The sequence below is a fragment of the Microbacterium sp. M1A1_1b genome, from assembly GCF_053345565.1.
Window position 1 is genome coordinate 256,164 of record NZ_JBKFAJ010000004.1, and the last position, 23,843, is coordinate 280,006.

17 protein-coding genes are annotated in these 23,843 nt (G+C 68.6%); 16 read left to right on the forward strand and 1 reads right to left on the reverse strand.

All coding sequences use genetic code 11. The annotated features are described in order from the left end of the window. The first annotated feature begins 53 nt into the window (after positions 1–53). The gene (gene rpoB, locus ACLBWP_RS11770; RefSeq protein ID WP_243560952.1) at positions 54–3,542 is read left to right on the forward strand and encodes a DNA-directed RNA polymerase subunit beta; all 3,489 of its coding nucleotides are present in this window, start codon (positions 54–56) and stop codon (positions 3,540–3,542) included. Between the two features lie 46 nt (positions 3,543–3,588). Next, positions 3,589–7,470, forward strand: coding sequence for a DNA-directed RNA polymerase subunit beta' (locus ACLBWP_RS11775; protein ID WP_243560954.1), 3,882 nt, complete (start codon positions 3,589–3,591; stop codon positions 7,468–7,470). Between the two features lie 101 nt (positions 7,471–7,571). Here the strand turns inward: ACLBWP_RS11775 and ACLBWP_RS11780 are convergent, their stop codons facing one another. Then, positions 7,572–7,970: a VOC family protein gene (locus ACLBWP_RS11780; RefSeq protein ID WP_243564060.1), complete on the reverse strand. Its 399-nt coding sequence runs from the start codon at positions 7,968–7,970 to the stop codon at positions 7,572–7,574. Between the two features lie 245 nt (positions 7,971–8,215). On the opposite strand from ACLBWP_RS11780, the gene ACLBWP_RS11785 reads away from it, so the two are divergent. The 14 genes from ACLBWP_RS11785 (at position 8,216) to ACLBWP_RS11850 (ending at position 23,559) form a co-directional block, all read left to right on the forward strand. Further along, positions 8,216–9,883 (forward strand): GspE/PulE family protein, encoded by a 1,668-nt coding sequence (locus tag ACLBWP_RS11785; RefSeq protein WP_447655340.1) that lies wholly within the window; start codon positions 8,216–8,218, stop codon positions 9,881–9,883. Positions 9,884–9,898: 15 nt separating this feature from the next. Beyond that, positions 9,899–11,527: a type IV pilus twitching motility protein PilT gene (locus ACLBWP_RS11790; protein WP_447655341.1), complete on the forward strand. Its 1,629-nt coding sequence runs from the start codon at positions 9,899–9,901 to the stop codon at positions 11,525–11,527. Beyond that, positions 11,527–12,750 carry a type II secretion system F family protein gene (locus ACLBWP_RS11795; protein ID WP_447655342.1) on the forward strand — a complete coding sequence of 408 codons (1,224 nt, stop codon included), beginning with the start codon at positions 11,527–11,529 and terminating at the stop codon, positions 12,748–12,750. The genes ACLBWP_RS11790 and ACLBWP_RS11795 overlap by 1 nt, the downstream gene beginning before the upstream one ends. Before the next feature lie 206 nt (positions 12,751–12,956). Beyond that, positions 12,957–13,421 (forward strand): type IV pilin protein, encoded by a 465-nt coding sequence (locus ACLBWP_RS11800; RefSeq protein WP_447655343.1) that lies wholly within the window; start codon positions 12,957–12,959, stop codon positions 13,419–13,421. A 76-nt stretch (positions 13,422–13,497) separates the two neighbouring features. After that, positions 13,498–14,886, forward strand: a complete 1,389-nt coding sequence (locus ACLBWP_RS11805) for a type IV pilus modification PilV family protein (protein WP_447655344.1) — start codon at positions 13,498–13,500, stop codon at positions 14,884–14,886. After that, the gene (locus tag ACLBWP_RS11810) at positions 14,883–15,581 is read left to right on the forward strand and encodes a PilW family protein (RefSeq protein WP_447655346.1); all 699 of its coding nucleotides are present in this window, start codon (positions 14,883–14,885) and stop codon (positions 15,579–15,581) included. Before ACLBWP_RS11805 ends, ACLBWP_RS11810 begins: the two co-directional genes overlap by 4 nt. Next, complete coding sequence (locus tag ACLBWP_RS11815; RefSeq protein WP_447655347.1) at positions 15,578–17,413, forward strand: hypothetical protein; 1,836 nt, start codon at positions 15,578–15,580, stop codon at positions 17,411–17,413. Before ACLBWP_RS11810 ends, ACLBWP_RS11815 begins: the two co-directional genes overlap by 4 nt. Beyond that, on the forward strand, positions 17,410–18,252 hold the full coding sequence (locus ACLBWP_RS11820; protein WP_447655348.1) for a prepilin peptidase: 843 nt from the start codon (positions 17,410–17,412) through the stop codon (positions 18,250–18,252). Before ACLBWP_RS11815 ends, ACLBWP_RS11820 begins: the two co-directional genes overlap by 4 nt. A 50-nt stretch (positions 18,253–18,302) precedes the next feature. Beyond that, on the forward strand, positions 18,303–19,355 hold the full coding sequence (gene pilM, locus ACLBWP_RS11825; protein ID WP_447655350.1) for a type IV pilus assembly protein PilM: 1,053 nt from the start codon (positions 18,303–18,305) through the stop codon (positions 19,353–19,355). Then, positions 19,352–20,143 carry a hypothetical protein gene (locus ACLBWP_RS11830; RefSeq protein ID WP_447655352.1) on the forward strand — a complete coding sequence of 264 codons (792 nt, stop codon included), beginning with the start codon at positions 19,352–19,354 and terminating at the stop codon, positions 20,141–20,143. The genes pilM and ACLBWP_RS11830 overlap by 4 nt, the downstream gene beginning before the upstream one ends. Before the next feature lie 3 nt (positions 20,144–20,146). Continuing rightward, positions 20,147–20,890 (forward strand): type 4a pilus biogenesis protein PilO, encoded by a 744-nt coding sequence (gene pilO / locus ACLBWP_RS11835; RefSeq protein WP_447655353.1) that lies wholly within the window; start codon positions 20,147–20,149, stop codon positions 20,888–20,890. A gap of 189 nt (positions 20,891–21,079) precedes the next feature. Further along, on the forward strand, positions 21,080–21,787 hold the full coding sequence (locus ACLBWP_RS11840) for a CBU_0592 family membrane protein (protein WP_447655354.1): 708 nt from the start codon (positions 21,080–21,082) through the stop codon (positions 21,785–21,787). Between the two features lie 43 nt (positions 21,788–21,830). Next, positions 21,831–22,253 carry a DUF6121 family protein gene (locus tag ACLBWP_RS11845; RefSeq protein WP_243564049.1) on the forward strand — a complete coding sequence of 141 codons (423 nt, stop codon included), beginning with the start codon at positions 21,831–21,833 and terminating at the stop codon, positions 22,251–22,253. 109 nt (positions 22,254–22,362) lie between these two features. Further along, a complete protein-coding gene (locus tag ACLBWP_RS11850; RefSeq protein WP_447655355.1) occupies positions 22,363–23,559 on the forward strand; it encodes a hypothetical protein in 1,197 nt (398 codons plus the stop codon). Positions 23,560–23,843: the final 284 nt, after the last annotated feature.

Sequence of the window (23,843 nt, forward strand, 5' to 3'; positions counted from 1 at the left end):
CTACATGCTGCCCGTCAGTACCGGCCCGACGGGGCCAACCGGAGGTCACACCCTTGGCTGCTGCGCCCAACGCATCCACCAACCCCAAGAACGGTCGCAACCACTCGCGACTCTCGTTCGCCAAGATCACGGACACCCTCACGGTTCCTGATCTGCTCGCTCTCCAGACGGAGAGCTTCGACTGGCTCGTCGGCAACGACGTCTGGAAGGCCCGACTGGCCGAGGGGCAGGAGCAGGGTCGCACCGACCTCGCGCTGCACTCCGGCCTCGAGGAGATCTTCGAGGAGATCTCCCCGATCGAGGACCTCGGCGAGACGATGCAGCTCTCGTTCACGTCCCCCGAGCTCGAGGACCCCAAGTACTCGATCGACGACTGCAAGGAACGCGGCAAGACCTACGCGGCCCCGCTGTACGTCAACGCCGAGTTCATGAACCACATGACCGGTGAGATCAAGACGCAGACGGTCTTCATGGGCGACTTCCCGCTCATGACCGAGCGCGGCACGTTCATCATCAACGGCACCGAGCGCGTCGTCGTCTCGCAGCTCGTCCGCTCGCCGGGCGTGTACTTCGAGCGCCAGCAGGAGAAGACGTCCGACAAGGACATCTACTCCGCTCGCGTCATCCCCTCGCGCGGTGCCTGGCTCGAGTTCGAGATCGACAAGCGCGACCAGGTGGGCGTGCGCATCGACCGCAAGCGCAAGCAGTCGGTCACGGTCTTCCTCAAGGCGCTCGGCCTGACCAGCGAAGAGATCCTCGAGGAGTTCCAGGGCTTCGCGTCGATCGAGTCGACCCTCGAGAAGGACGCCATCCTCACCAAGGAAGAGGCGCTCAAGGACATCTACCGCAAGCTGCGTCCGGGCGAGCAGGTCGCTGCCGAGGCTGCGCGTGCGCTCCTCGACAACTTCTACTTCAACCCGAAGCGCTACGACCTGGCGAAGGTGGGCCGCTACAAGCTCAACCGCAAGCTCGGCATCGACGCGCAGCTGAGCGACTCGGTCCTGACCGTGCAGGACATCGTCCGCACGATCAAGTACCTGGTCTCGCTGCACGCCGAGAAGACCAACCTCGACGGCGTCCGCGACGGCGAGCCCGTGCAGCTGCGCCTCGACGTGGACGACATCGACCACTTCGGCAACCGTCGCATCCGCGCGGTGGGCGAGCTCATCCAGAACCAGGTCCGCACCGGTCTGTCCCGCATGGAGCGCGTCGTCCGCGAGCGCATGACCACGCAGGACATCGAGGCGATCACCCCGCAGACCCTGATCAACGTGCGCCCCGTCGTCGCCGCGATCAAGGAGTTCTTCGGCACCTCGCAGCTGTCGCAGTTCATGGACCAGAACAACCCGCTCGCGGGCCTGACGCACAAGCGGCGTCTGTCGGCCCTCGGCCCGGGTGGTCTGTCCCGTGAGCGTGCCGGCGTCGAGGTCCGCGACGTCCACCCGTCGCACTACGGTCGCATGTGCCCGATCGAGACCCCGGAAGGCCCGAACATCGGTCTGATCGGCTCGCTCGCGTCGTTCGGTCGGATCAACTCGTTCGGCTTCATCGAGACCCCGTACCGTCGCGTCGTCAACGGCGAGGTCACGAAGACCATCGACTACCTGACCGCTTCGGAAGAGGACGAGTTCGTCGTCGCGCAGGCCAACGCCCCGCTGACGGACACGTTCCACTTCCAGGACGACAAGGTCCTCGTGCGCAAGAAGGGCGGCGAGGTCGAACTCGTCGCCAAGGCCGAGGTCGACTACATGGACGTCTCGCCGCGCCAGATGGTGTCGGTCGCGACGTCGCTCATCCCGTTCCTCGAGCACGACGACGCGAACCGCGCTCTGATGGGTGCGAACATGCAGCGCCAGGCCGTGCCGCTGCTGCGTTCCGAGTCGCCGCTCGTCGGCACCGGCATGGAGGGCTACACCGCCATCGACGCCGGCGACGTCGTCATCGCCGACAAGGCCGGTGTCGTCTCCGAGGTCTCGGCCGACGCCGTGACCGTGCAGCTCGACGAAGGTGGGACGCAGTCCTACTACCTGCGCAAGTTCGACCGCTCGAACCAGGGCACCAGCTACAACCACCGTGTGGTCGTCAGCGCCGGTGAGCGGGTCGAGCAGGGCGAGGTCATCGCCGACGGCCCCGCGACGGAGAACGGCGAGCTCGCGCTCGGCAAGAACCTCCTCGTCGCGTTCATGCCGTGGGAGGGCTACAACTACGAGGACGCGATGATCCTGTCGCAGAACCTCGTGAAGGACGACACGCTCTCCTCGATCCACATCGAGGAGTACGAGGTCGACGCCCGCGACACCAAGCTCGGCAAGGAAGAGATCACCCGCGACCTGCCGAACGTCAGCCCGGACCTGCTGGCCGACCTCGACGAGCGCGGCATCATCCGCATCGGTGCCGAGGTCCGCCCCGGCGACATCCTGGTCGGCAAGGTCACGCCGAAGGGCGAGACCGAGCTCAGCGCTGAAGAGCGTCTGCTCCGTGCCATCTTCAACGAGAAGTCGCGTGAAGTCCGCGACACCTCGCTCAAGGTGCCCCACGGTGAAGAGGGCACGATCATCGGCGTCAAGGTGTTCGACGCGCAGGACGGCGACGACGAGCTCGGCTCGGGCGTCAACCAGCGCGTGGTCGTCTACATCGCCCAGAAGCGCAAGATCACCGCGGGCGACAAGCTCGCCGGTCGTCACGGCAACAAGGGCGTCATCTCGACGATCCTGCCGGTCGAGGACATGCCGTTCCTGGCGGACGGCACCCCGGTCGACATCGTGCTGAACCCGCTCGGCGTCCCCGGCCGCATGAACTTCGGCCAGGTGCTCGAGATCCACCTCGGGTGGCTCGCGAAGCAGGGCTGGAAGGTCGATGGCATCCAGGAGTGGGCTTCGGCCCTCCCCGAGGCCGCGCACAGCGCCGAGCCCGGCACCAAGGTCGCGACCCCGGTGTTCGACGGCGCCTACGAGCGTGAGATCGAGGGCCTCCTCGACTCGACGCTCCCGAACCGTGACGGCGAGCGCCTGATCGGTTCCTCCGGCAAGGCCCAGCTCTTCGACGGCCGCTCCGGCGAACCGTTCCCTGAGCCGGTCTCGGTCGGGTACATGTACATCCTGAAGCTCCACCACCTGGTCGACGACAAGATCCACGCCCGTTCGACCGGTCCGTACTCGATGATCACGCAGCAGCCGCTGGGTGGGAAGGCGCAGTTCGGTGGACAGCGTTTCGGCGAGATGGAGGTGTGGGCGCTCGAGGCATACGGTGCCGCCTACGCCCTGCAGGAGCTCCTGACGATCAAGTCCGACGACATCCTCGGCCGCGTGAAGGTCTACGAGGCGATCGTCAAGGGCGAGAACATCCAGGAGCCCGGCATCCCCGAGAGCTTCAAGGTCCTCATGAAGGAGATGCAGTCGCTCTGCCTGAACGTCGAGGTCCTCTCGGCCGACGGCCAGGCGGTCAGCCTCCGCGACACGGACGACGAGGTCTTCCGTGCCGCTGAAGAGCTCGGCATCAACATCTCCTCGCGGTTCGAGTCGTCCTCCGTCGACGACATCTGATCCCGCCCCGCCCGTCACGTCTCGAATTCAGCAAGAGAGAAGAACATTGCTCGAAGCAACTTCCTTTGACGCACTGCGGATCGGCCTCGCCACGGCCGAGGACATCCGCCAGTGGTCGTACGGCGAGGTCAAGAAGCCGGAGACCATCAACTACCGCACCCTCAAGCCCGAGAAGGACGGTCTGTTCGGCGAACAGATCTTCGGTCCGTCCCGCGACTGGGAGTGCGCCTGCGGCAAGTACAAGCGAGTCCGGTTCAAGGGCATCGTCTGCGAGCGCTGCGGCGTCGAGGTCACCAAGTCCTCGGTCCGTCGTGAGCGCATGGGCCACATCGAGCTCGCCGCACCCGTCACGCACATCTGGTACTTCAAGGGCGTCCCGTCGCGCTTGGGCTACCTGCTCGACATGGCGCCGAAGGACCTCGAGAAGGTCATCTACTTCGCCGCGTACATGATCATCTCGATCGACGACGAGGGCCGGCACGCTGACATGCCGGGTCTCGAGAACGAGATGCGCCTCGAGATCAAGAACCTCGAGAACCAGCGCGACTCGATCATCGCCGACCGCCTCAAGAAGCTCGAGGACGACCTCGCAGCGCTCGAGGAAGAGGGCGCCAAGGCCGACATCAAGCGCCGCACCAAGGACACCGCCGAGAAGGAGATGTCCCAGGTCCGCAAGTCGTTCGACGAGGACATCACCCGTCTCGAGCGTGTGTGGGAGGACTTCCGCAACCTCAAGGTGGGCGACCTCAAGCCCGAGGACGCCGTCTTCCACGAGCTGCAGGACCGCTTCGGGATCTACTTCGACGCCTACATGGGCGCCGAAGCGATCAAGCTGCGGCTCGAGGCCTTCGACCTGGCCGCCGAGGCCGAGTCGCTGCGCCTGCAGATCGCCGAGGGCAAGGGCCAGAAGAAGATCCGCGCGATCAAGCGTCTGCGCGTCGTCTCCTCGTTCCTCGCCACCGGCAACTCGCCGGCCGCGATGGTGCTCGACGTCGTGCCGGTCATCCCGCCGGAACTGCGCCCGATGGTGCAGCTCGACGGTGGCCGCTTCGCCACGTCGGACCTCAACGACCTCTACCGTCGTGTGATCAACCGCAACAACCGTCTCCGCCGCCTGCTCGACCTCGGTGCTCCCGAGATCATCGTGAACAACGAGAAGCGCATGCTGCAGGAAGCGGTCGACGCGCTGTTCGACAACGGTCGTCGTGGCCGTCCCGTCACGGGCACCGGCAACCGCGCCCTGAAGTCCCTGAGCGACATGCTCAAGGGCAAGCAGGGGCGTTTCCGCCAGAACCTGCTCGGCAAGCGCGTGGACTACTCGGGCCGTTCGGTCATCATCGTGGGCCCGCAGCTCAAGCTCCACCAGTGCGGTCTGCCCAAGCAGATGGCGCTCGAGCTGTTCAAGCCGTTCGTGATCAAGCGCCTGATCGACCTGTCGCACGCGCAGAACATCAAGTCGGCCAAGCGCATGGTCGAGCGTTCGCGTCCGCAGGTGTGGGACGTGCTCGAGGAGATCATCCGCGAGCGCCCCGTGCTGCTGAACCGTGCGCCGACGCTGCACCGTCTGGGCATCCAGGCGTTCGAGCCGCAGCTCGTCGAGGGCAAGGCCATCCAGCTCCACCCGCTCGTGTGTGCTGCGTTCAACGCGGACTTCGACGGTGATCAGATGGCCGTGCACCTGCCGCTGTCGGTCGAGGCCCAGGCGGAGGCCCGCATCCTGATGCTCGCCTCGAACAACATCCTGAAGCCGTCCGACGGCCGTCCGGTGACCCTGCCCGCGCAGGACATGATCATCGGTCTGCACCACCTGACGACCGTCCGCGAGGGCGCCGTCGGTGAGGGCCGTTCGTTCTCCTCGGTCGCCGAGGCGATCATGGCGAAGGACCAGAACACGCTGCACCTCAACGCGCAGGTGAAGATCCGCATGACGGGTGTCCACTTCGCCGAGGGTGACGCTCCCGAGGGCTACGAGGTGGGTCAGCCGATCCTGCTCGAGACCACCCTGGGCCGTGCGCTCTTCAACGAGACCCTGCCGGCGGACTACCCGTTCGTGCAGAAGGTCACCGACAAGGGCACCCTCTCCGCGATCGTCAACGACCTCGCCGAGCGCTACTCCAAGACCGAGACGGCCGCTGCGCTGGACCGGATCAAGGACGCGGGCTTCTACTGGGGCACGCGCTCCGGTGTGACCGTGGCGCTCTCCGACGTCGTGACGCCTCCTCGCAAGAAGGAGATCATCGCGGGCTACGAGATCCAGGCCGCCAAGGTGCAGGGCGAGTTCGACAAGGGTCTGATCACCGACTCCGAGCGTCGTGCCGACCTGATCAAGATCTGGACCGAGGCCACGAACGAGATCGCGCAGGAGATGCGCGACAACTTCCCGGTCGACAACACCATCAACCGCATGGTGTCCTCCGGTGCTCGTGGTAACTGGCTGCAGGTGCGCAACATCGCCGGTATGCGTGGTCTGGTGAACAACCCGAAGGGCGAGATCATCGCCCGCCCGATCATCAACTCGTACCGCGAGGGCCTGACCGTGGCGGAGTACTTCATCGCCACGCACGGTGCTCGCAAGGGCCTGGCCGACACCGCGCTGCGGACCGCCGACTCCGGGTACCTCACCCGTCGTCTGGTGGACGTCTCGCAGGACGTCATCATCCGCGAGGACGACTGCGGCACCACGCGTGGCCTCGAGCTGCCGATCGCCACGGCCGACGCGGACGGCAAGCTCGTCCGTGACGCCCGTGTCGAGAACACCGTGTACTCGCGCACCCTCGCCTCTGCGGCGTCGGACGCGAAGGGCACGGTCGTGGCCGAGGCCGGCGAGGACGTCGGTGACGTCCTCATCGACAAGCTGGTCGCGGCCGGTGTCGAGAGCATCAAGGTGCGCTCGGTCCTGACCTGCGAGTCGGCCGTCGGTGTCTGCGCGAAGTGCTACGGCCGTTCGCTCGCCACGGGCAACCTCGTCGACATCGGCGAAGCGGTCGGCATCATCGCCGCGCAGTCCATCGGAGAGCCCGGTACCCAGCTGACGATGCGTACCTTCCACACGGGTGGTTCGGCCTCGGCCGACGACATCACCCAGGGTCTGCCCCGCGTCACCGAGCTCTTCGAGGCTCGTACCCCCAAGGGCGCGTCCCCGATCGCCGAGGCCCCCGGCCGCGTCGTCATCGAGGACACGGACAAGGGTCGTCGCATCATCCTGACGCCGGACAACGGTGACGAGCCGTTCATCTACCCGGTGCTCAAGCGTGCGACGCTGCTGATCGAGGACAACCAGCACGTCGAGCTCGGCGAGCAGTTCATCGCCGGCACCGTCGACCCGAAGGAAGTCCTGCGGGTCAAGGGTGTGCGCGAGGTCCAGAAGCACCTGGTCAACGGTGTGCAGGACGTGTACGGCTCGCAGGGCGTGCCGATCCACGACAAGCACATCGAGGTCATCGTCCGCCAGATGCTCCGCAAGGTGACGGTCGTCGACCACGCCGACACGGACCTGCTGCCGGGTGAGCTCGTCGACCGGTCGCGCTACAACGCGATCAACCGCGCGGCGCTGCAAGAGGGTCGCAAGACCGCTTCCGCTCGCCAAGAGGTGATGGGCATCACCAAGGCGTCCCTCGCGACCGAGTCGTGGCTGTCCGCCGCGTCCTTCCAGGAGACCACCCGCGTCCTCACGCAGGCGGCCATGGAGGGCAAGCAGGACCACCTCGTCGGCCTCAAGGAGAACGTCATCATCGGCAAGCTCATCCCCGCGGGGACGGGTCTCAGCCGGTACCGGGACGTGGACGTGAACGCGACGGAAGAAGCGAAGGCCGAGCGGTACCCCAACCGCATCTTCGCGGACGACTCGTCGTTCTCGGACGCCGACCTGAGCTTCGTCGACTTCGACAGCTTCTCGTCGGACGACTTCACGCCGGGTACCTACAACTGAGTCTGAAGTAACCCACCACAGACAGGAGGCGCGGTGCCAGCTGGCACCGCGCCTCCTGTCTGTCTGTCTGTCTGTCTGCCTGTCTGCCTGTCTGCGGTCGGCTAGACCGCGCGACCGGCGTCGCTGTCGCGACCACCGGATCCGCGTCCGGTCTCGTCGACCAGCGAGTACAGGCTCAGGACGTTGCCGTCGGGGTCGTGCACGTCGAACCAGTCCACGGCGCCGTCGACGCGTTCGATGGCGCCGACGTCGATGCCGAGCGCGGCGATCCGGGTGTGCTGCGCGACGACGTCGTCCACCCCGAAGCGGACGACCACCGGGTTCTCCTCGGCGTCGGGGTCCTCGACCAGCTGGATCCAGATCCCGCCGATCTCGTACTCGGCGATGCCGGCTGCGGGCTCGAGGTCGGGGTCCAGGCGCTCGAACACTGCGCCGTACCACAGGCAGGACGCTTCGATGTCGGTGACGGGCAGCCCCACGGTCACGCTCGTGATGTCCATGGCTCATCATGGCCCGCGCGCCCCGTCCGCGTCGAGGGGATTCCTGTCGGCTCGCGCTTCCTCCACGATCCCGGTAAGCGGGGGGTTGTCCACCGACCCCTGTTCTGGGTGGGCCCTGACCCCTCCGCCCCCTCATTCTGGGACTGCGGGGCCGACTGGTCCCGGCCGTAGCGTGGTCAGGCGTCGAACCCGAAGCTCGGCGCGGTACACGCCCTGACGCGACCCAGAAGGAGGCTCCGAGGCCCATGGCGACGCTCTCCGAGATCCTGATCCTCAACGGAGCCCTCCCGATCGAACACCTCGACGCGCTCACCGGCGACGAGGAGATCGACGAACGGTCCATCCGGACGCTGGTCGACCGTGGGGTCGTGAGCGAAGCGCAGTTCATCACCGCCCGTGCGGCGTCGAACAACTCCAAGACGGTCCCGCTGACCGACTACCCGGTCGACGGCACCGCGGTCTCGATCCTGCCCGCGGCGCTCTGCCGTCGGCACGGGGTGCTCGGGGTCGGGTTCGAGGGCGACGTGCTCGTCCTGGCGATGGTGAACCCGTCCAACGTGCTCGCGATCGACGACGCGCGTGCGGCGTGCGGCCGGGCGATCAAGCCCCTGCAGGTCGACGAGCGCGACATGGTCGCGGCGCTCGACCGGTACCTGCGCGCCGACGACGAACTCAGCGACCTGACCACCTCGCTCGAAGAGACCGCGTCCGCCGCCACCCAGCAGGCCGACATCTCCGAGGGGTCGCTCGACGACGTCCCGATCGTCCGCTTCGTGAACCTGCTCGTGTCGCAGGCCATCCAGGACCACGCCTCCGACATCCACATCGAGCCCGGCGAGCACGAGGTCCGGGTGCGCTACCGCATCGACGGCGTGCTGCACGAGATGGCACCGGCGCCCAAGAACATCCAGAACGGCGTGATCAGCCGGCTCAAGATCATGAGTGACATCGACATCGCCGAACGACGCAAGCCGCAGGACGGCCGCATGTCGGTCCGGCACGGCGGACGCCAGATCGACCTCCGGGTTGCCACGCTGCCGACGGTGTGGGGCGAGAAGGTCGTCATGCGCATCCTCGACAACACCAACACGTCGCTGACCCTGTCCGACCTCAACCTGCTCGAACAGAACGCCCGGGCGTACCAGCGGTCCTACTCCAAGCCCTACGGCATGATCCTGGTCACCGGACCCACCGGCTCGGGCAAGTCGACCACGCTGTACACGACGCTCAACGCCGTCGCCCGTCCCGAGATCAACGTCATCACCGTCGAGGACCCGGTCGAGTACCGGATGGCGGGTGTCAACCAGGTGCAGGTGAACCCGAAGGCCGGCCTGACCTTCGCCTCGGCCCTCCGGTCGATCCTGCGTTCCGACCCCGACGTCGTCCTGCTCGGCGAGATCCGCGACCACGAGACCGCGCAGATCGCGATCGAGGCCTCGCTCACCGGCCACCTCGTGCTGTCGACCCTGCACACCAACGACGCGCCGTCCGCGATCACCCGTCTGACCGAGCTGGACATCGAGCCGTTCCTGGTCGGGTCCGCGCTCGACTGCGTGGTCGCCCAGCGTCTGGCACGCAAGCTCTGCGACCGCTGCAAGGCCCCCGCCGTGTACGAGCCGTCGCAGCTGGCGGCGCTCGGGTTCATCAGCAGCGCCGACGCTCCGGTGCCGGCGTTCTCCGCCCCGATCGGGTGCGCCGTGTGCTCGAACACCGGGTACCGCGGCCGCATCGCCCTGCACGAGGTCATGACCGTGACCGAGGAGATCGAGCGGCTCGCCGTCGCCCGGGCCTCGAGCGCCGAGATCAGCCGTGTCGCGCAGGACCAGGGCATGCTCACCCTCCGTCAGGACGGGTGGGAGAAAGTGAAGCTCGGTCTCACGAGCATCGACGAGATCCTGCGCGTGGTGGCGTAGGCCGAGGAGACAACGATGACCGACTCCGTCTACGACATCACCGACGCCAACGAGCCGATCGCCGGCTGGCACCCCGGGAGCCCTGGCACCGAGGTCGGTGGGCGCCGCGCTGCCCGGCTGGCCCAGGCCGCGGGTGCTGGTGCTGGTGCTGGTGTGTCTGCACCGGCGCCCACGGCTGCGCTCGGGTCTGCTCCTGGCGCGGCGGCTGCGGCCGCTTCTGCTTCTGCGGTGCCGGTGTACGACCTCGCCGACGACCTGGCTGGCTGGCCGGCGCCTGCCGGTGCCCCCGTCACCGTCCCCGTGGCCCAGCCGTTCGCCGCTCCGGCCACACCGCCCGCTGCGGTGGCGGCGTCCACGGCGAGCTACGGGTACGCCGAGGCGCCGACACAGCAGCTGCCGGCCGCGTCGGCCGTTCCGGTCGTGTCGCCTGCCCCGGTCGTGCCGGGCGGCGCCGTCGGCGTGCAGGAGATCGAGTTCACCCGCCACGCTCGCGAGGTCGCCGACCCCGACCTGATCACCGCCCTCGCGCAGGTCGTGTACCAGGGCGCTTCCGACCTGCACGTCACGGCCGACGCACCGCCCACCGTCCGCGTCGACGGCTCGCTGCGGCCTGCCGTACCCGGCGGCCCGTGGGCGCGGAACAAGGTGGTGGCCGCGCTGAAGACCCTGATGTCGGTCGAACAGGCCGGGCAGTTCGAGCACGAGCAGGAACTCGACTTCGCGTACTCGCTGTCGCCGGAGTACCGGTTCCGCGTGAACTACTACCAGCAGCGCGGCAACTGGGGCGCGGCGTTCCGCATCATCCCCACCAGGATCAAGACGCTCAAGCAGCTCGGCATCCCCGCGCACGTCGGCGACTTCGCCAAGCTCCCGCGCGGACTCGTGCTCGTCACCGGCCCCACCGGCTCCGGCAAGTCGACCACCCTCGCCGCGCTCATCGACCTGGTCAACGAGACCCGTGCCGACCACATCGTGACGGTCGAGGACCCGATCGAGTTCATGCACGACCACAAGAAGGCGATCATCAACCAGCGCGAGGTCGGCGCCGACACCCACTCCTTCGCCAAGGCGCTCAAGCACGTGCTGCGCCAGGACCCCGACGTCATCCTGATCGGCGAGCTCCGCGACCTCGAGACGATCTCCGTCGCCCTCACCGCAGCCGAGACCGGGCACCTGGTGTTCGCGACCCTGCACACGCAGAGCGCCCCCGGCACGATCGACCGCGTCATCGACGTCTTCCCACCGCACCAGCAGGGACAGATCCGGACGCAGCTCGCCTCCACCCTCGAAGGGGTCGTCTGCCAGACCCTCGTGCCGAAGGCGACCGGCTCGGGGCGGGTCGTGGCGACCGAGATCATGACCACGACGCCCGCGATCGGCAACCTGATCCGCGAGGGCAAGACGTACCAGATCACCTCGGCCATGCAGGCGGGCCGCGACCTCGGCATGCACACGATGGACCAGGACCTCGCCGAACTCGTCAACGTCGGCACCGTCACCCGTGCCGCAGCGATGGAGAAGGTCCACGACCACGAAGGGTTCGACCGGCTCGTGCAGCGCGTCGAGTCCCCGTCCGACTCGTCCGCCGCGGCCATCGCCGCGAGCGAGATCGACTTCGGCGACAAGTTCTCCGGAGGCCACTGATGTCACTCGCGTTCGACTACCGCGGCCGCGACGGTGGCGGCAAGCTCGTCAAGGGCCGGCTCGACGCCGCGTCCGAAGGCGCCGTCGTGCAGCGGCTGCGCACGATGGGGGTCTCGCCGATCGCCATCACCGAGGCCAAGGCCGGCACGGGGCTGCAGACCGAGATCAAGATCCCCGGGTTCGAGAAGGGCGTCGGGCTGAAGGACCTGGCCATCATGGCGCGGCAGGCCTCGACGATGCTGTCGTCCGGGCTCTCGCTGCTGCGCGCGCTGTCCATCCTCACCGACCAGACCGACAACAAGAAGCTGCGCGGGATCCTCGGGCAGGTGCGCGACGAGGTCGAGCGCGGGACGTCGTTCTCCGATGCCGTCGCCAAGTACCCGGTCGACTTCCCGCCGATCATGATCAACATGATCCGGGCGGGGGAGACGGGCGGGTTCCTCGACCAGGCGATGGACTCCATCGCCACCAACTTCGAGAAGGAGCACAAGCTCCGCTCGACCATCAAGTCGGCGATGACCTACCCGGTCGTCGTGCTCGCGATGTCCCTCGTCGCCGTGGTCATCATGCTCGTCTTCATCGTTCCGATCTTCCAGGACATGTTCTCGAGTCTCGGCGGGACGCTGCCCCTGCCCACGATGATCCTGGTGTCCATGTCCCACGCGATGGTCTACGTCGGCCCGGTGCTCGCCGTGGGGATCGTCGTCGGCTGGTTCTGGTGGCGGACGAACAAGAACGCCGAGCGCGTCCGCGGACTCATCGACCCGGTCACGCTGAAGATGCCGGTGTTCGGTCAGCTGAACCGGAAGATCGTGATGGCCCGCTTCGCCCGGAACCTGTCGAACATGATCGGTGCCGGTGTCCCCATCCTCGAGGCGCTCGACATCGCCGGGCAGGTGTCCAACAACTCTGTCGTCGAGAAAGCCCTGGGCCGCGTTGCCGATTCCGTTCGGAAAGGCGAATCGATCGCCGGTCCGATGGAACGCGAGACGATCTTCCCGACAATGGTCACGCAGATGATCGCGGTGGGCGAGGACGCCGGTTCGATGGAAGTGATGTTGGAACGCATCGCGGTGTTCTACGACAATGAAGTGGAATCCACCACCGAAGCGCTGACGTCACTCATCGAGCCGCTGCTCATCGCATTCCTCGGCGTGGTCGTCGGTGGGATGATCGTCGCGCTCTACATGCCGATCTTCCAGATCTCCACGCTGATCAAGTAGCGCAGCACCACACCCCGACACCCCCGGACAGCCCCAGGCCGGGGGTGTTCGCCGTTGCCTGCACCCCCGAGACTGGGGGCATTTCGCAGACGATTGACCCCCGTTCTCGGGATTATGCCGCGAATCTGACCTGAATACGCTCGACCACGGCGGCAGAGCTAGCCCCGAACCAATTCCGATCACATTCCAAGAAGAATGGAAGAGTCATGTACTCCGTGCTCATGGGCAAGCTGAACGCTCGCCGCAACGACCTCACGAACGAGAACGAGAAGGGCTTCACCCTGATCGAACTCCTGGTCGTCGTCATCATCATCGGCATCCTCGCGGCCATCGCGATCCCGGTGTACCTCGGCATCCAGAACAACGCGAAGGACTCGGCCGCGCAGTCGGACCTGTCCAACTCGAAGACCGCGGTCATCGCGGTGCAGACCGCTGCCAACACAGCCACGTACCCGGCAACGGTCGCCCTCGCGACGGACGCCACGTACAAGGCTGCTGGCGCAACGGTCAACAGCTCCGACACCGTGACGTACACCGCGAACGCGGGCGGCACCGCCTTCTGCATCCAGGCGAAGAGCAAGTCGGGTACGAACTTCGGCATCACGGACAACACCGGCGCGGCCAAGGGCACCTGCGCCGCAGGCGTGTTCTCCCCGGCCACCGCGTCCTGACACGAACGGGACAGGTCGAGTGATCGACCTGTCCCGTTCCACATCATCACCGCACGCAGGTCGGAAGGAGCAGCGCGTGATCACCACCATCGCCCGCCGACTCCGGACCGCGCGCGACACCGAGGACGGCTTCTCGATCATCGAGGTCCTGGTCGCCATGACCATCTTCGCGATGATCGCCGCCGGAGCCGCCCTGGGGATCGCCTCGACGCTGTTCCTGTCGCAGGACAACCGCTCGCGTGAGGCAGCGCTGAACCTGGCGAACCAGGCACTCGACGCCGCGCGGAGCACCAAGGACGTGTTCACGCTCGACAACGACAGCAGCACGCAGTCCGTCGGTGCGCAGTCGTACACGATCACGCGGACGACGAACTGGATCAACTCCGACGGCACCGACAACTCGTGCGGTGCGGGCAGCGGGGTCCTGGCGTACAAGCGCGTCGCGATCACCGTCAGCTGGTCGAGTGGCGCCTCCCCGAAACAGAAGCAGGTCGTCCTCGACTCGCTCGTGTCCCCGTCCGCCGCGGTCTCGAGCGCCACGGCGTCGACGATCGTGGTCGGGGTCTCGACCGCGAACGGTGGTCCGAACGAGGGCGTGAGCGTGTCGATCGCCCCGCGGTCCGGCGGCGCGGTGAGCCTGCCGGCGCAGCCGGCGGCGACGGATGGCAACGGCTGCAGCTACGCCCTCGGTGTGACACCGGGCACGTACCGGATCACGATCACGAAGGCCGGGAACGTCGACCCCGACGGTGCGACGGCCCCGTACTTCGACGTCACGACGTCGACGGGTGGCATCGGGAACAAGACCTTCACCTACGACCAGGGCGTCAGCGTCTCGATCGGTGCGCCGGTCAACGCGAACGGCAAGAGCGTGAAGCTCCCCGCCGCGCTCACCACCACCTTCCGGAACGGCGCCACCGTCAAGTCGACCACGACGACATCGACGACCCTCTTCCCGTTCACCGACGGGTGGACGGTGCTCGGCGGCGCCTGGTCCCCGACGTGCACGGACGTCGACCCGACCGCGTGGACGACGTCGGCGGCTGGTCTGGCGACCTCGCCGTACGTGTTCACCGACTCGAACACCACCCTGGGCACGCCGTCGTACAACCCGACGAGCACCTCGGCGGCAACCGCCCGGGCGCCGATGGGGATCGTCGACGTCAAGCTCGGCGGGCTCGACACCGTGCTGTTCGCCACGGTCAAGAACACCTCGCCGACCGGTGGCGATCCCGGGTGCTCCCCGACGACCACCTACACGTTCAGCGGGCTGTCGAGCGCGTCGGCCACGACGATCGCGCTGCCCTACGGCTCGTGGACGCTCCGCGGCAGCACGTCGTTGCTCGGTTCGATCCTCGGGACGAACAGCCAGACCGTGTCGGCGACTCCCGGCGTCCTGAACGTGAACACGTCTGTCAACGGCAACGTCGTGACCCTCGACCCCCGGACGGTGCCGGCATCGTGATCATCCGCGTCCAGCACCTCCTCGCGCGCTTCCGGCGCGAGGACGACGGCATCAGCCTCGCCGAGCTCATCGTGGCGATGAGCCTGTCGGTCCTCGTCCTCACGGTCGCGGGGTCCTTCCTGATCTCGTCGCAGAAGGCGTCGAAGGTGGCGGGGTCCGTCAGCGCGAACACCCGGGTCGCGGCGACCGCGATGAACGAGATCGGGCGCAACCTGCGTGCTGCGACCGACAACCCGGTGCCGACCGGTGACGACTCCCAGTACGCGTTCCAGTACGCCAGTGCGACTTCCGTCCGGTTCTTCGCGTACGTCAACCTCGACTCGAGCCTGTCCCAGGCGGTCGAGGTCCAGGTGGCCCTCGACCCGGTCCGCAAGGTCGTCACGGAGACGAAGTGGGCCGGGACGGCCGTGGCGGGCAACTCCTCGTACTTCGCGTTCCCGCTCGCGGCGGGCCCGGTGCTGTCCGCGACCCCGACCTCCACCCGGACGATCGCGACATCGGTCACCAGCACGACGCTGTTCACCTACAACGACGGCGCGCTCGGTTCGCCGACGACGCCTGTCGCGCAGGCCGACCTGGCGAACATCCGCAGGGTGGGCCTGAACGTGTCCGTCGGCCTGAGCGCGACCGACCCGAACGCGGTGTCCCTGCAGAACACCGCGAGCATGCCGAACATCGTGATGGGGGCCTCGTGATCATCCGGATCGTGCGTGCGCTGCGTGCTCGGGACGACGACCGCGGGGTCGCGATCGCCGCCGTGGTCGCCATCGGCATGGTGGTCATGCTGCTCGTCGCCACCATGGTCGCCGTCGCGACCAGCGGGGCGCGGGTCACGAGCACCGACACCGCCTGGAACCGGTCGATCGCCGCTGCCTACGCCGGCGTCGCCGACTACCAGTCCCGGCTCAACGCGGACAACACGTACGGCTCGTACGGGCAGGCGAACGCGCCGTTCAGCCAGGCGAGCGGCAGCGTCTTCCCGAAGGGCACCGGCGGGAACGCGGCCTTCAACTCCCAGTCCGGCGCCCCGTGGGTGACCGTCCCGACCGCGGACGGCACCGGCAGCAACTCCTCGTTCCGCTACGCGGTCGACAACAGCAGACTGTCGACGCAGGGCGTGATCCGCGTGCAGTCGACCGGACGTTCGGGCACCACGACCCGCACCGTCGTCGCGAACGTGCGGCCGGACGGGTTCTCGAACTACCTGTACTTCACCAACTACGAGTCCGGCGACCCGACGGTGACGAACGAGAAGGGCGTGGGGACCAGCGCCTGCACGAGCGCGTACCGTCCGGCGGCGACGACCTCGACGTGTGACCAGATCCAGTTCGGTCAGAACGACGTCCTCGAGGGGCCGGTGCGTTCCAACGACCAGATCAAGGCGTGCGGCGCGACCTTCAAGAGCACGTTCCAGAGCGTGTACGGCTGGACCAGCAGCGGGTGCGGAACGGCCGCGGCGACGTTCGCCTCGAACCCCACGACCGTCTCGACCCTGACGCCCCCGTCCACGATCGGCGACCTGCGGGACGCGATGCGGAGCGACCTGCCGTCGACGGTCAACACCGTCGAGGGCACCGGCTGCCTGTACACCGGCCCGACCAAGATCACCTTCAACGGCAACGGCACGATGACGGTCGTCTCCCCGATGACGATCAAGACGGTCGTCCGGGGCGCGACCGCCACGTCCGGTGCGCTCATCACCGGGGGTGACGTCTCCGACAAGTGCGGTGCCGTCGCGGCACTCCGGAGCGCATCCGGCGCGGTGGTCCCGATCCCGAAGAACAACCTGGTCTACGTCCAGAACGAACCCGGGGCCCGGGCCGCAGGCAGCACGCAGGACCCGAACTACTGGAAGGGCGACGCGAGCACCAAGACCCTGCCCACGGCATGCGACGCGACGGGCACCGCCAGTCTGGCCACGACGTCGAAGTCCAACGGTGTCGGGTTCCCGTACGTGGGCAGCTCGACCGCGGCGTCGGAGGCCGACCCGACTGCCGGCGGCGGCGCGACGATCTCGACGCCGTACGGGTGCGACCGCGGGGACGCGTTCGTGCAGGGCACGGTCGACAAGGCCGTCACGATCGCCGCGGAGAACTACCTCTACGTCACGGGGGACGTCAGGTACCCGACCACGCGATCAGCGTCCACCGTGCTCGGGCTCATCGGTCAGCGTGCCGTCTGGGTGTGGAACCCGGTCAACGCTCTCGGGAACCCCCTGCTGCCGGCGGACCGCGAGGTCGACGCTGCGATCCTGTCGAACCTCGGCACGTTCGTCGTGCAGAACTGGACCCGTGGTTCGACGGCTGGTCGCGGCACGTTGACCGTGAGCGGCTCGATCGCGCAGAACTTCCGTGGCGCCGTCGGTCTGGCGAGCGGGCAGGGCTTCGACAAGAACTACCGGTTCGACGCGAGCCTGTCCACGTACACCCCGCCGAAGTTCCCCCAGCCGACGGTCACGACCTACCGGGTCGCGACCCAGGTGGAGTCGAAGACCGCGTACGACGCGAACGGAGCGCCGCGCTCGTGACCGCATCGCTCGCTCCGCTGATCGGCGCCCTCACCGCGCTCACGGCGGTCCTCGGCCTGGCCATCGGCTCCTTCCTCAACGTCGTCGTGTACCGGGTGCCGGCCGGCCTCTCGGTCGTGGCTCCCGCGTCGGCGTGCCCGCGGTGCGGGACGTCGATCCGCGGTGTCGACAACGTGCCGGTGCTGTCGTGGCTGCACCTCCGCGGCCGCTGTCGCGCCTGTGCCGAGCCGATCTCGGTCCGCTACCCGCTGGTCGAACTGCTCACGGGTGCGTTCTTCCTGGTCGTCGGGCTGCGGTTCCTGCCGGATCGCACCGGGCCCGTGGCAGCGGTCCTGGGCCAGGCCGTGCTCCTGGTCGCCCTGCTGTACGTGGCCGCCGTCAGCGTCGCGCTGGCGCTCATCGACATCGACGTGCAACGGCTGCCGAACGCGATCGTGCTGCCGATGTACCCGGTCCTGGCCCTGCTGCTCGGCGGCAGCAGTGCGCTGACGGGTGACTGGTCTGCCGCTGTCCGCGCCCTCGGTGGCATGGCGTTGCTCGGCGGCGTCTACCTCGCACTGGCGATCGCTGTGCCCCGCGGGATGGGCCTGGGCGACGTGAAGCTGGCCGGAGCGCTCGGTCTGTTCCTCGCGTACCTCGGATGGGGCCCCCTCGCAGTGGGTGCTTTCGGGGCCTTCCTCCTCGGCGGTACGTTCGGCATCGGCGTGCTGCTGATCCGTCGGACGGGTCGCCGGACGGGCATCCCGTTCGGACCGTGGATCCTCCTCGGCGCCTGGGTCGGCGCCTTCGCGGGTGAGCCGATCTGGCGTGCCTACCTCTCGCTCCTCGGCCTGGCCTGACCCCGGCCTCCCGGCTTCCCGACCTCACCCCGAACCAGAAGGACCTCGACATGGCGAAGAGCATCGTCGGCATCGACATCGGCGCGGACGTCATCCGTGCGGTCGAGGTCACCGACCACGACAAGGCCCAGCCGACGATCGTGCGGTTCGCGGAGATCGCCGCACCGCCGGACTCCACGAAGCACGGCGAGGTCCTCCACGCCAACACGGTCGCCGGTGCGCTCCGGTCACTGTGGTCACTGGGGAAGTTCAAGTCGAAGGACGTCGTCCTGGGCATGGGCAACCAGCGTGTGCTCTCCCGTGACCTCACGGTGCCGCGGGCACCGTTGGCGCAGATCCGCGAGTCCCTGCCGTTCCAGGTGCAGGACATGCTGCCGGTCCCGGTGGGCGATGCGATCCTCGACTTCTACCCGACGGCCGAGGGAGAGGCCGAGGGCAACCCGGTCGTGCACGGTCTGCTCGTGGCCGCGATCAAGGAAGCCGTGCTGGCGAACGTCAACGCGGCCCAGCTCGCGGGGCTCAACACGGTCGGCGTCGACCTCATCCCGTTCGCGCTGACCCGGGTCCTCGCTCCCCGCGTGCAGGGAGCCGGCACGGTCGCGATCGTCGACTGCGGCGCGACCACCACGTCCGTCGTCATCGCGACGGACGGCGTGCCGAAGTTCGTCCGCATCATCCCGACCGGCGGCTCCGACATCACGAAGTCGATCGCCGCCCGGCTCGAGGTCACCGTCGAGGCCGCCGAGGCCGTGAAACGACACTTCGGCCTCGCCGGCACGCCGCGGACACCTGACGACGCCCGAGCGATCTCGGTCACCCGGGAGTCCGTCGGCGAACTCATGCAGAGCATCCGGAATACCGTCAACTACTTCGTCAACACGCGTCCGGCCGAGCCCGTCCGGGGCGTCCTGCTCGTCGGCGGCGGTTCCGTGATGCCGGGTCTCCGTGAGGGCCTGGGCGAGTCGTCCGGACTGCCCGTCGCCGTCGGCGACCCGTTCGCCGCTGCCCGGACGTCGCGTGGCATCACACCAGAGGTCCTGCGCGAGCGTGGCAGTGCCATCTCGGTTGCCTGGAGCCTTGCCGTCGGGAGCCGTGCAGCATGACCGAGACGATCGAAGCACCGCCGGCAGGCGGGCGTCGGCCCGACAGGCGGCCCGGCGCGAAACGCGGTTCGGCGGCCCCGGCCCAGCGGGCCATCCGCGACGCGGCGCAGCGTGCCAAGGGCGGCAAGGACCGACAGTCCCTGGTGATCGGGGGTGCTCCGCGAGCGGATCTCCTGCCGACCGAGGTCCACGTCCATCGTCGGCAGCGAGCCGCTGTCCGCCGGGCCTGGGCCGGCGTGGTCATCGTCGCGGTGGCGGTCGGCATCGGCGCGGTGGCCGGGGGCCTGGCGAAGAGCTCCGAGGACACCCGGCTGGCGGCGGCGCAGGCCGAGACGGTCAGTCTCCTCCAGCAGCAGCGGCAGTTCAGTGACGTCCGGGCAGCGGAGGCGGACACCTCGCTCCTCCAGGCCGCCCAGCAGGTGGGTGGCTCGACGGAGATCGACTGGTCCCAGATGCTCGGCTCCGTGCAGTCCAAGTTGCCGTCCGGCGTGCGGATCAGCGGCGTGACGATCGACTCGGCGTCGGCGACGACCGCGTACGTCCAGTCGATCGACCCGCTGCAGGGACAGCGCATCGCGACCCTCACCATCGATGCGAAGACCGCAGAGCTCCCCTCGGTCCCCGCGTGGCTCGACTCGGTCCACTCGGTGACGGGGTTCGTCGACGCGACCGCGAACTCGGTGACCCGCGACGACACGACCGGCGACTACACGGTCAACCTCACGATCCACCTCGACGAGAAGGCGCTCGACGGTCGCTTCGCCGCCGACGCCCAGAACAAGGACTGACCGATGTCACGCAACCGGCTGACCCTGCTGCTCGCCTTCGTCGCGATGGCGGTGGTCGCCGTCGGTGGCTTCTTCCTCGCGGTGCAGCCGCAACTGGCTCTGGCCTCGACCGCTCGTGACCAGCGGGCGAGCGTCGAGCAGACGAACGCGGCGAGTCGGACCGAACTCGCACGACTGCGCGAGCAGTCCGCGAAGCTCCCGCAGATGCAGGAACAGCTCGCGCAGCTGTCGGCATCGGTACCGGACTCGGCGGACCTCTCGTCGTTCATCGGCGACCTCAACGCGGTGGCAGCAGCGTCGGGGATGCAGATCTCGTCGTACACGACGAGTGACGCGGTCGCGTACGCTCCCGCGGCTGCCGCAGCGGGAACGTCGAGCGCCGCCGCCGGCACCGCGACCCCGTCGGCGACACCGGCTCCGTCAGCGTCCGCCTCTGCGTCGGCTGCGCCGGCCGCCCCCGCAGCACCGGCCGCGGTCACGAACGCCGCGATCACCGGGCAGGACTTCTCGGTGATCCCCGTCACGGTTGCGGTCGACGGCACCTTCGCGCAGGCGCTCACGTTCGTCGACGGCATCCAGCACGGCAGTCGCTTGTTCCTGATCACCAACGTCTCGTCCGCCGAGAAGAGCGGCGAGGACGGCACCGAGTCGGACGAGTCCACGTGGACGTTCGGCGGGTCGATCTACGTGCTCGACACGAACGCAACCGCCACCGCGACCGCGTCCGCCGCCCCTGCCGCGGGCTGACACCGCTCCTCCACAACACCCCGCCAACTGGGGTCGTCCACCGCACGCCGAGTCCTCTTCCGCAACGCCTGTCGTTGTGCGTACGATGCTCCTGATGCCGCGTCTCGTGGCTCGCCTCACCCTCTCGAACGGCCGGCTCGATCCGGGCGTTCCTCGTCGTGCCCGGAGTCGCGCGTGTTGTCTGGAATCGTGGAATTCCTCGGCTGGTTCGGAGCCGTAACCGTCCTTGCTGGTTACATCCTGTTCTCAACAGGCAAGCTCCCGAACGGCCCCGTCTACCAGCTGTTCAACCTCGTCGGAGGGGTCTCGGTCGCGATCAACGTCGCCGCTCACCACGCCGTCCCGTCCACGATCGTGAACGGCATCTGGGCGGTCGTCGCCGTCGTCGTCCTGGTCCGTATGGCCAGAGCGCGACGCATCGCACGACGGTCTGGTCTCGTGCCGCTGGTCGAACGCTCGACCGAGCTTGCGGCGACGACCGCGGTGCTGCCCGTGATCGGCCCCGCCGTCCACCAGCCCGACGCGGCAGCGACGGACCCGACGGACGCGCCCCCCGGCCTCCAGGCCGCGTCGGCCGCGACGGACCCGGCGGACGCGCCCCCGGGCCTCCAGGCCGCGTCGACCGTGACGGACCAGGCGGACGTTGCACCGAGCCTCCAGCCCGGACCGGCCGCACCGATGACCGCCAGCGTGCCGGTGATCACGGCGACCATCGCCCTGGCCCTTGTCAACGCGGCCCAGCAGCAGCATCGCGCCAGCGCAGCCAGCGCAGCCAGCGCAGCCAGCGCAGCCCGCGCAGCCGGCGCGGCCAACGCAGCCAGCGAGACCGGCGCGACCAGCGACGGCACGGCACGCGACCAGGCCACCGCGGACGACCGGGCAGACCGCGTCCGCTGACCTCGCGGCCGCAAGGGTCACTGCCCGGCGATACGATCGCTGCATGTCCCGATGGCTCGTGGCGACGATGACGTCCGTCCTCTTCATCGCCCTGGTGATCGCGGTGACCGGGTTCGAAGCCCTGCTCGCGAACGTCGAGGTCATCGCGCAGACCGACGCCACCCCGTACCTCGGCCCCGCGATGGTCATCGGGGGTGCCGTGGTCGTGTTCGTGGCCACGGGGCTCGGCATCCGCGAGGGCAACCCCGGCGTGACCGGGCTGGTCGCCGCCGCCACCACGTACCTCGTCATGCTCGGGGTCGGCGCCGTCGGGTACGCGCTGATCCGCCGTGACGTCACCGAGCTCCTGGTCTTCCCGGCCGGCTACGCCCTCGGGCCGTTCGTGGTCGGCTCCGTCGTCGTCGCCATCCTGGTCGTGGTGGGGGCGATCGCCCTCGCCCGACGGCAGACGACGCCCTCCCACTGACGTCGGTCGCCGCTAGGCTGCTGGTGTCGGGTCGCCAACCCGACGGTGACACAACGGGGGAACCATGACCGATCAGCCGACCTCGCCCGACACGCCTGACACGCCTGACATGCCTGAAACGCAGGGTGCGCCGGCTGCGGGTGCACCGGCGCACGGTGCGCCGACTGCGGGCGCGACGGCTCCCGGTGGCTGGGGATCGGTGCCGCACGTCGGCGTGATCTCCGGCACCCACGAAGCCCCGGCCCTGGGTCCGGCGGCTCCGAGCGTGCTGCCGCGTCCGCGTCGTCGCCTGGGCCGCGGCCCCCTGATCGGCATCATCGCCGGTGGTGCGGCCGTCGTGCTCCTGCTGGTCGCCGGCGTCGTGGGCTACTCGGTGCAGACCGACTCGCACTCCGCGGACCGTCCGGTCCGGGCGTTCCTCGACGACCTGTCCGCGGGCAAGGTCGACGACGCCCTCCGATCGGCCGGCATCCGGCACACCAAGTCCGACGTCCTGCTCACCGACGCCGCCTACGCCAAGGCGAAGGACCGCGTGACGGGCTACCGCATCACCGCAGTGCAGCCGGACGGTGACACGGCCACGGTCAGCGCCTACCTGACGCAGGCGGGTCGCCAGGTCCCCGCGACCTTCACGCTCGACAAGACCGGCACCGACTGGGGCGTGTTCCCGATCTGGAAGCTGCAGGCTCCGCGTCTGGGCGCGGTGGACCTGACGGTCCAGGGGCCGCCGAACACGACGGTGACGGTCGCCGGCCAGCGGGAGCGCACGGATTCGTCCGGTGGGCTGACGCTCTCGGCACTGCCCGGCGCCTACGCCGTCGCGGTCGACGGGGGCAAGTGGTTCTCCGCGCCCACCGAGACGGCGGCGGTCCGCGGGTTCGGCAGCTCCGCCGGCAGCCCGGTCTCGCTGACCACCGAGATGACCGATGCCGGCAAGCAGGCCGCGACCGACGCCGTCAACGCCTGGGTCGACCGCTGCATCGCGTCCACCTCGACCAAGCCCGAGGGGTGCAGCTTCTACGCCTACGGCGAGAACCCGGCGAACACGTACACGAACCAGAAGTGGACGCTCGACTCGCGACCCACCGTCACGGTCGGCGAGTGGCTGCCCAAGGGGTGGACGATCACGACGTCGTCGTTCGGGTCCGCGACCTACACGGCCGACTTCACCGGGCCGTCGGGGGCCGGGACGGCCACTGCCGGGCCGATCAACGTCAACGCCAGCGGCTACATCACGGGCTTCTCGGACAGCGGTGCGACGTTCGCGTCGGCCGTCGGCAACGGCGCTTCGGACACCGGTTCCTGACCGGGGCGGGGTGTGCGACGACGACGTCGCGCACCGGACTGGAGGCCCGGCTCACCCCCCGGCGGACGCGCGCCGCGCGGGGATGGCTGGGATTGACCCCACGGGGTACCACAGGTAGGCTCTTCCGGGTGTGCGCCTTCGGGCGCGCCCCCATGTCCGGCGGGTCGATGACCTCGATCCGGACAGTCCGCCCCCGATCCACGTCTGCCGAATCGGCCGACGTCTGCGTGGGCGAGGATGCCGACGGACCGCGTCGGCCAGAGAACACGAGCGAGAACCAGGAG

What these genes read in the sequence shown, in the direction of transcription:
- ACLBWP_RS11780 (WP_243564060.1), bottom strand. Translation starts at nt 7,970, where the DNA reads ATGGACATCACGAGCGTGACCGTGGGGCTGCCCGTCACCGACATCGAA.
- ACLBWP_RS11785 (WP_447655340.1), top strand. Translation starts at nt 8,216, where the DNA reads ATGGCGACGCTCTCCGAGATCCTGATCCTCAACGGAGCCCTCCCGATC.
- ACLBWP_RS11790 (WP_447655341.1), top strand. Translation starts at nt 9,899, where the DNA reads ATGACCGACTCCGTCTACGACATCACCGACGCCAACGAGCCGATCGCC.
- ACLBWP_RS11795 (WP_447655342.1), top strand. Translation starts at nt 11,527, where the DNA reads ATGTCACTCGCGTTCGACTACCGCGGCCGCGACGGTGGCGGCAAGCTC.
- ACLBWP_RS11800 (WP_447655343.1), top strand. Translation starts at nt 12,957, where the DNA reads ATGTACTCCGTGCTCATGGGCAAGCTGAACGCTCGCCGCAACGACCTC.
- pilM (WP_447655350.1), top strand. Translation starts at nt 18,303, where the DNA reads ATGGCGAAGAGCATCGTCGGCATCGACATCGGCGCGGACGTCATCCGT.
- ACLBWP_RS11830 (WP_447655352.1), top strand. Translation starts at nt 19,352, where the DNA reads ATGACCGAGACGATCGAAGCACCGCCGGCAGGCGGGCGTCGGCCCGAC.
- pilO (WP_447655353.1), top strand. Translation starts at nt 20,147, where the DNA reads ATGTCACGCAACCGGCTGACCCTGCTGCTCGCCTTCGTCGCGATGGCG.
- ACLBWP_RS11845 (WP_243564049.1), top strand. Translation starts at nt 21,831, where the DNA reads ATGTCCCGATGGCTCGTGGCGACGATGACGTCCGTCCTCTTCATCGCC.
- ACLBWP_RS11850 (WP_447655355.1), top strand. Translation starts at nt 22,363, where the DNA reads ATGCCTGAAACGCAGGGTGCGCCGGCTGCGGGTGCACCGGCGCACGGT.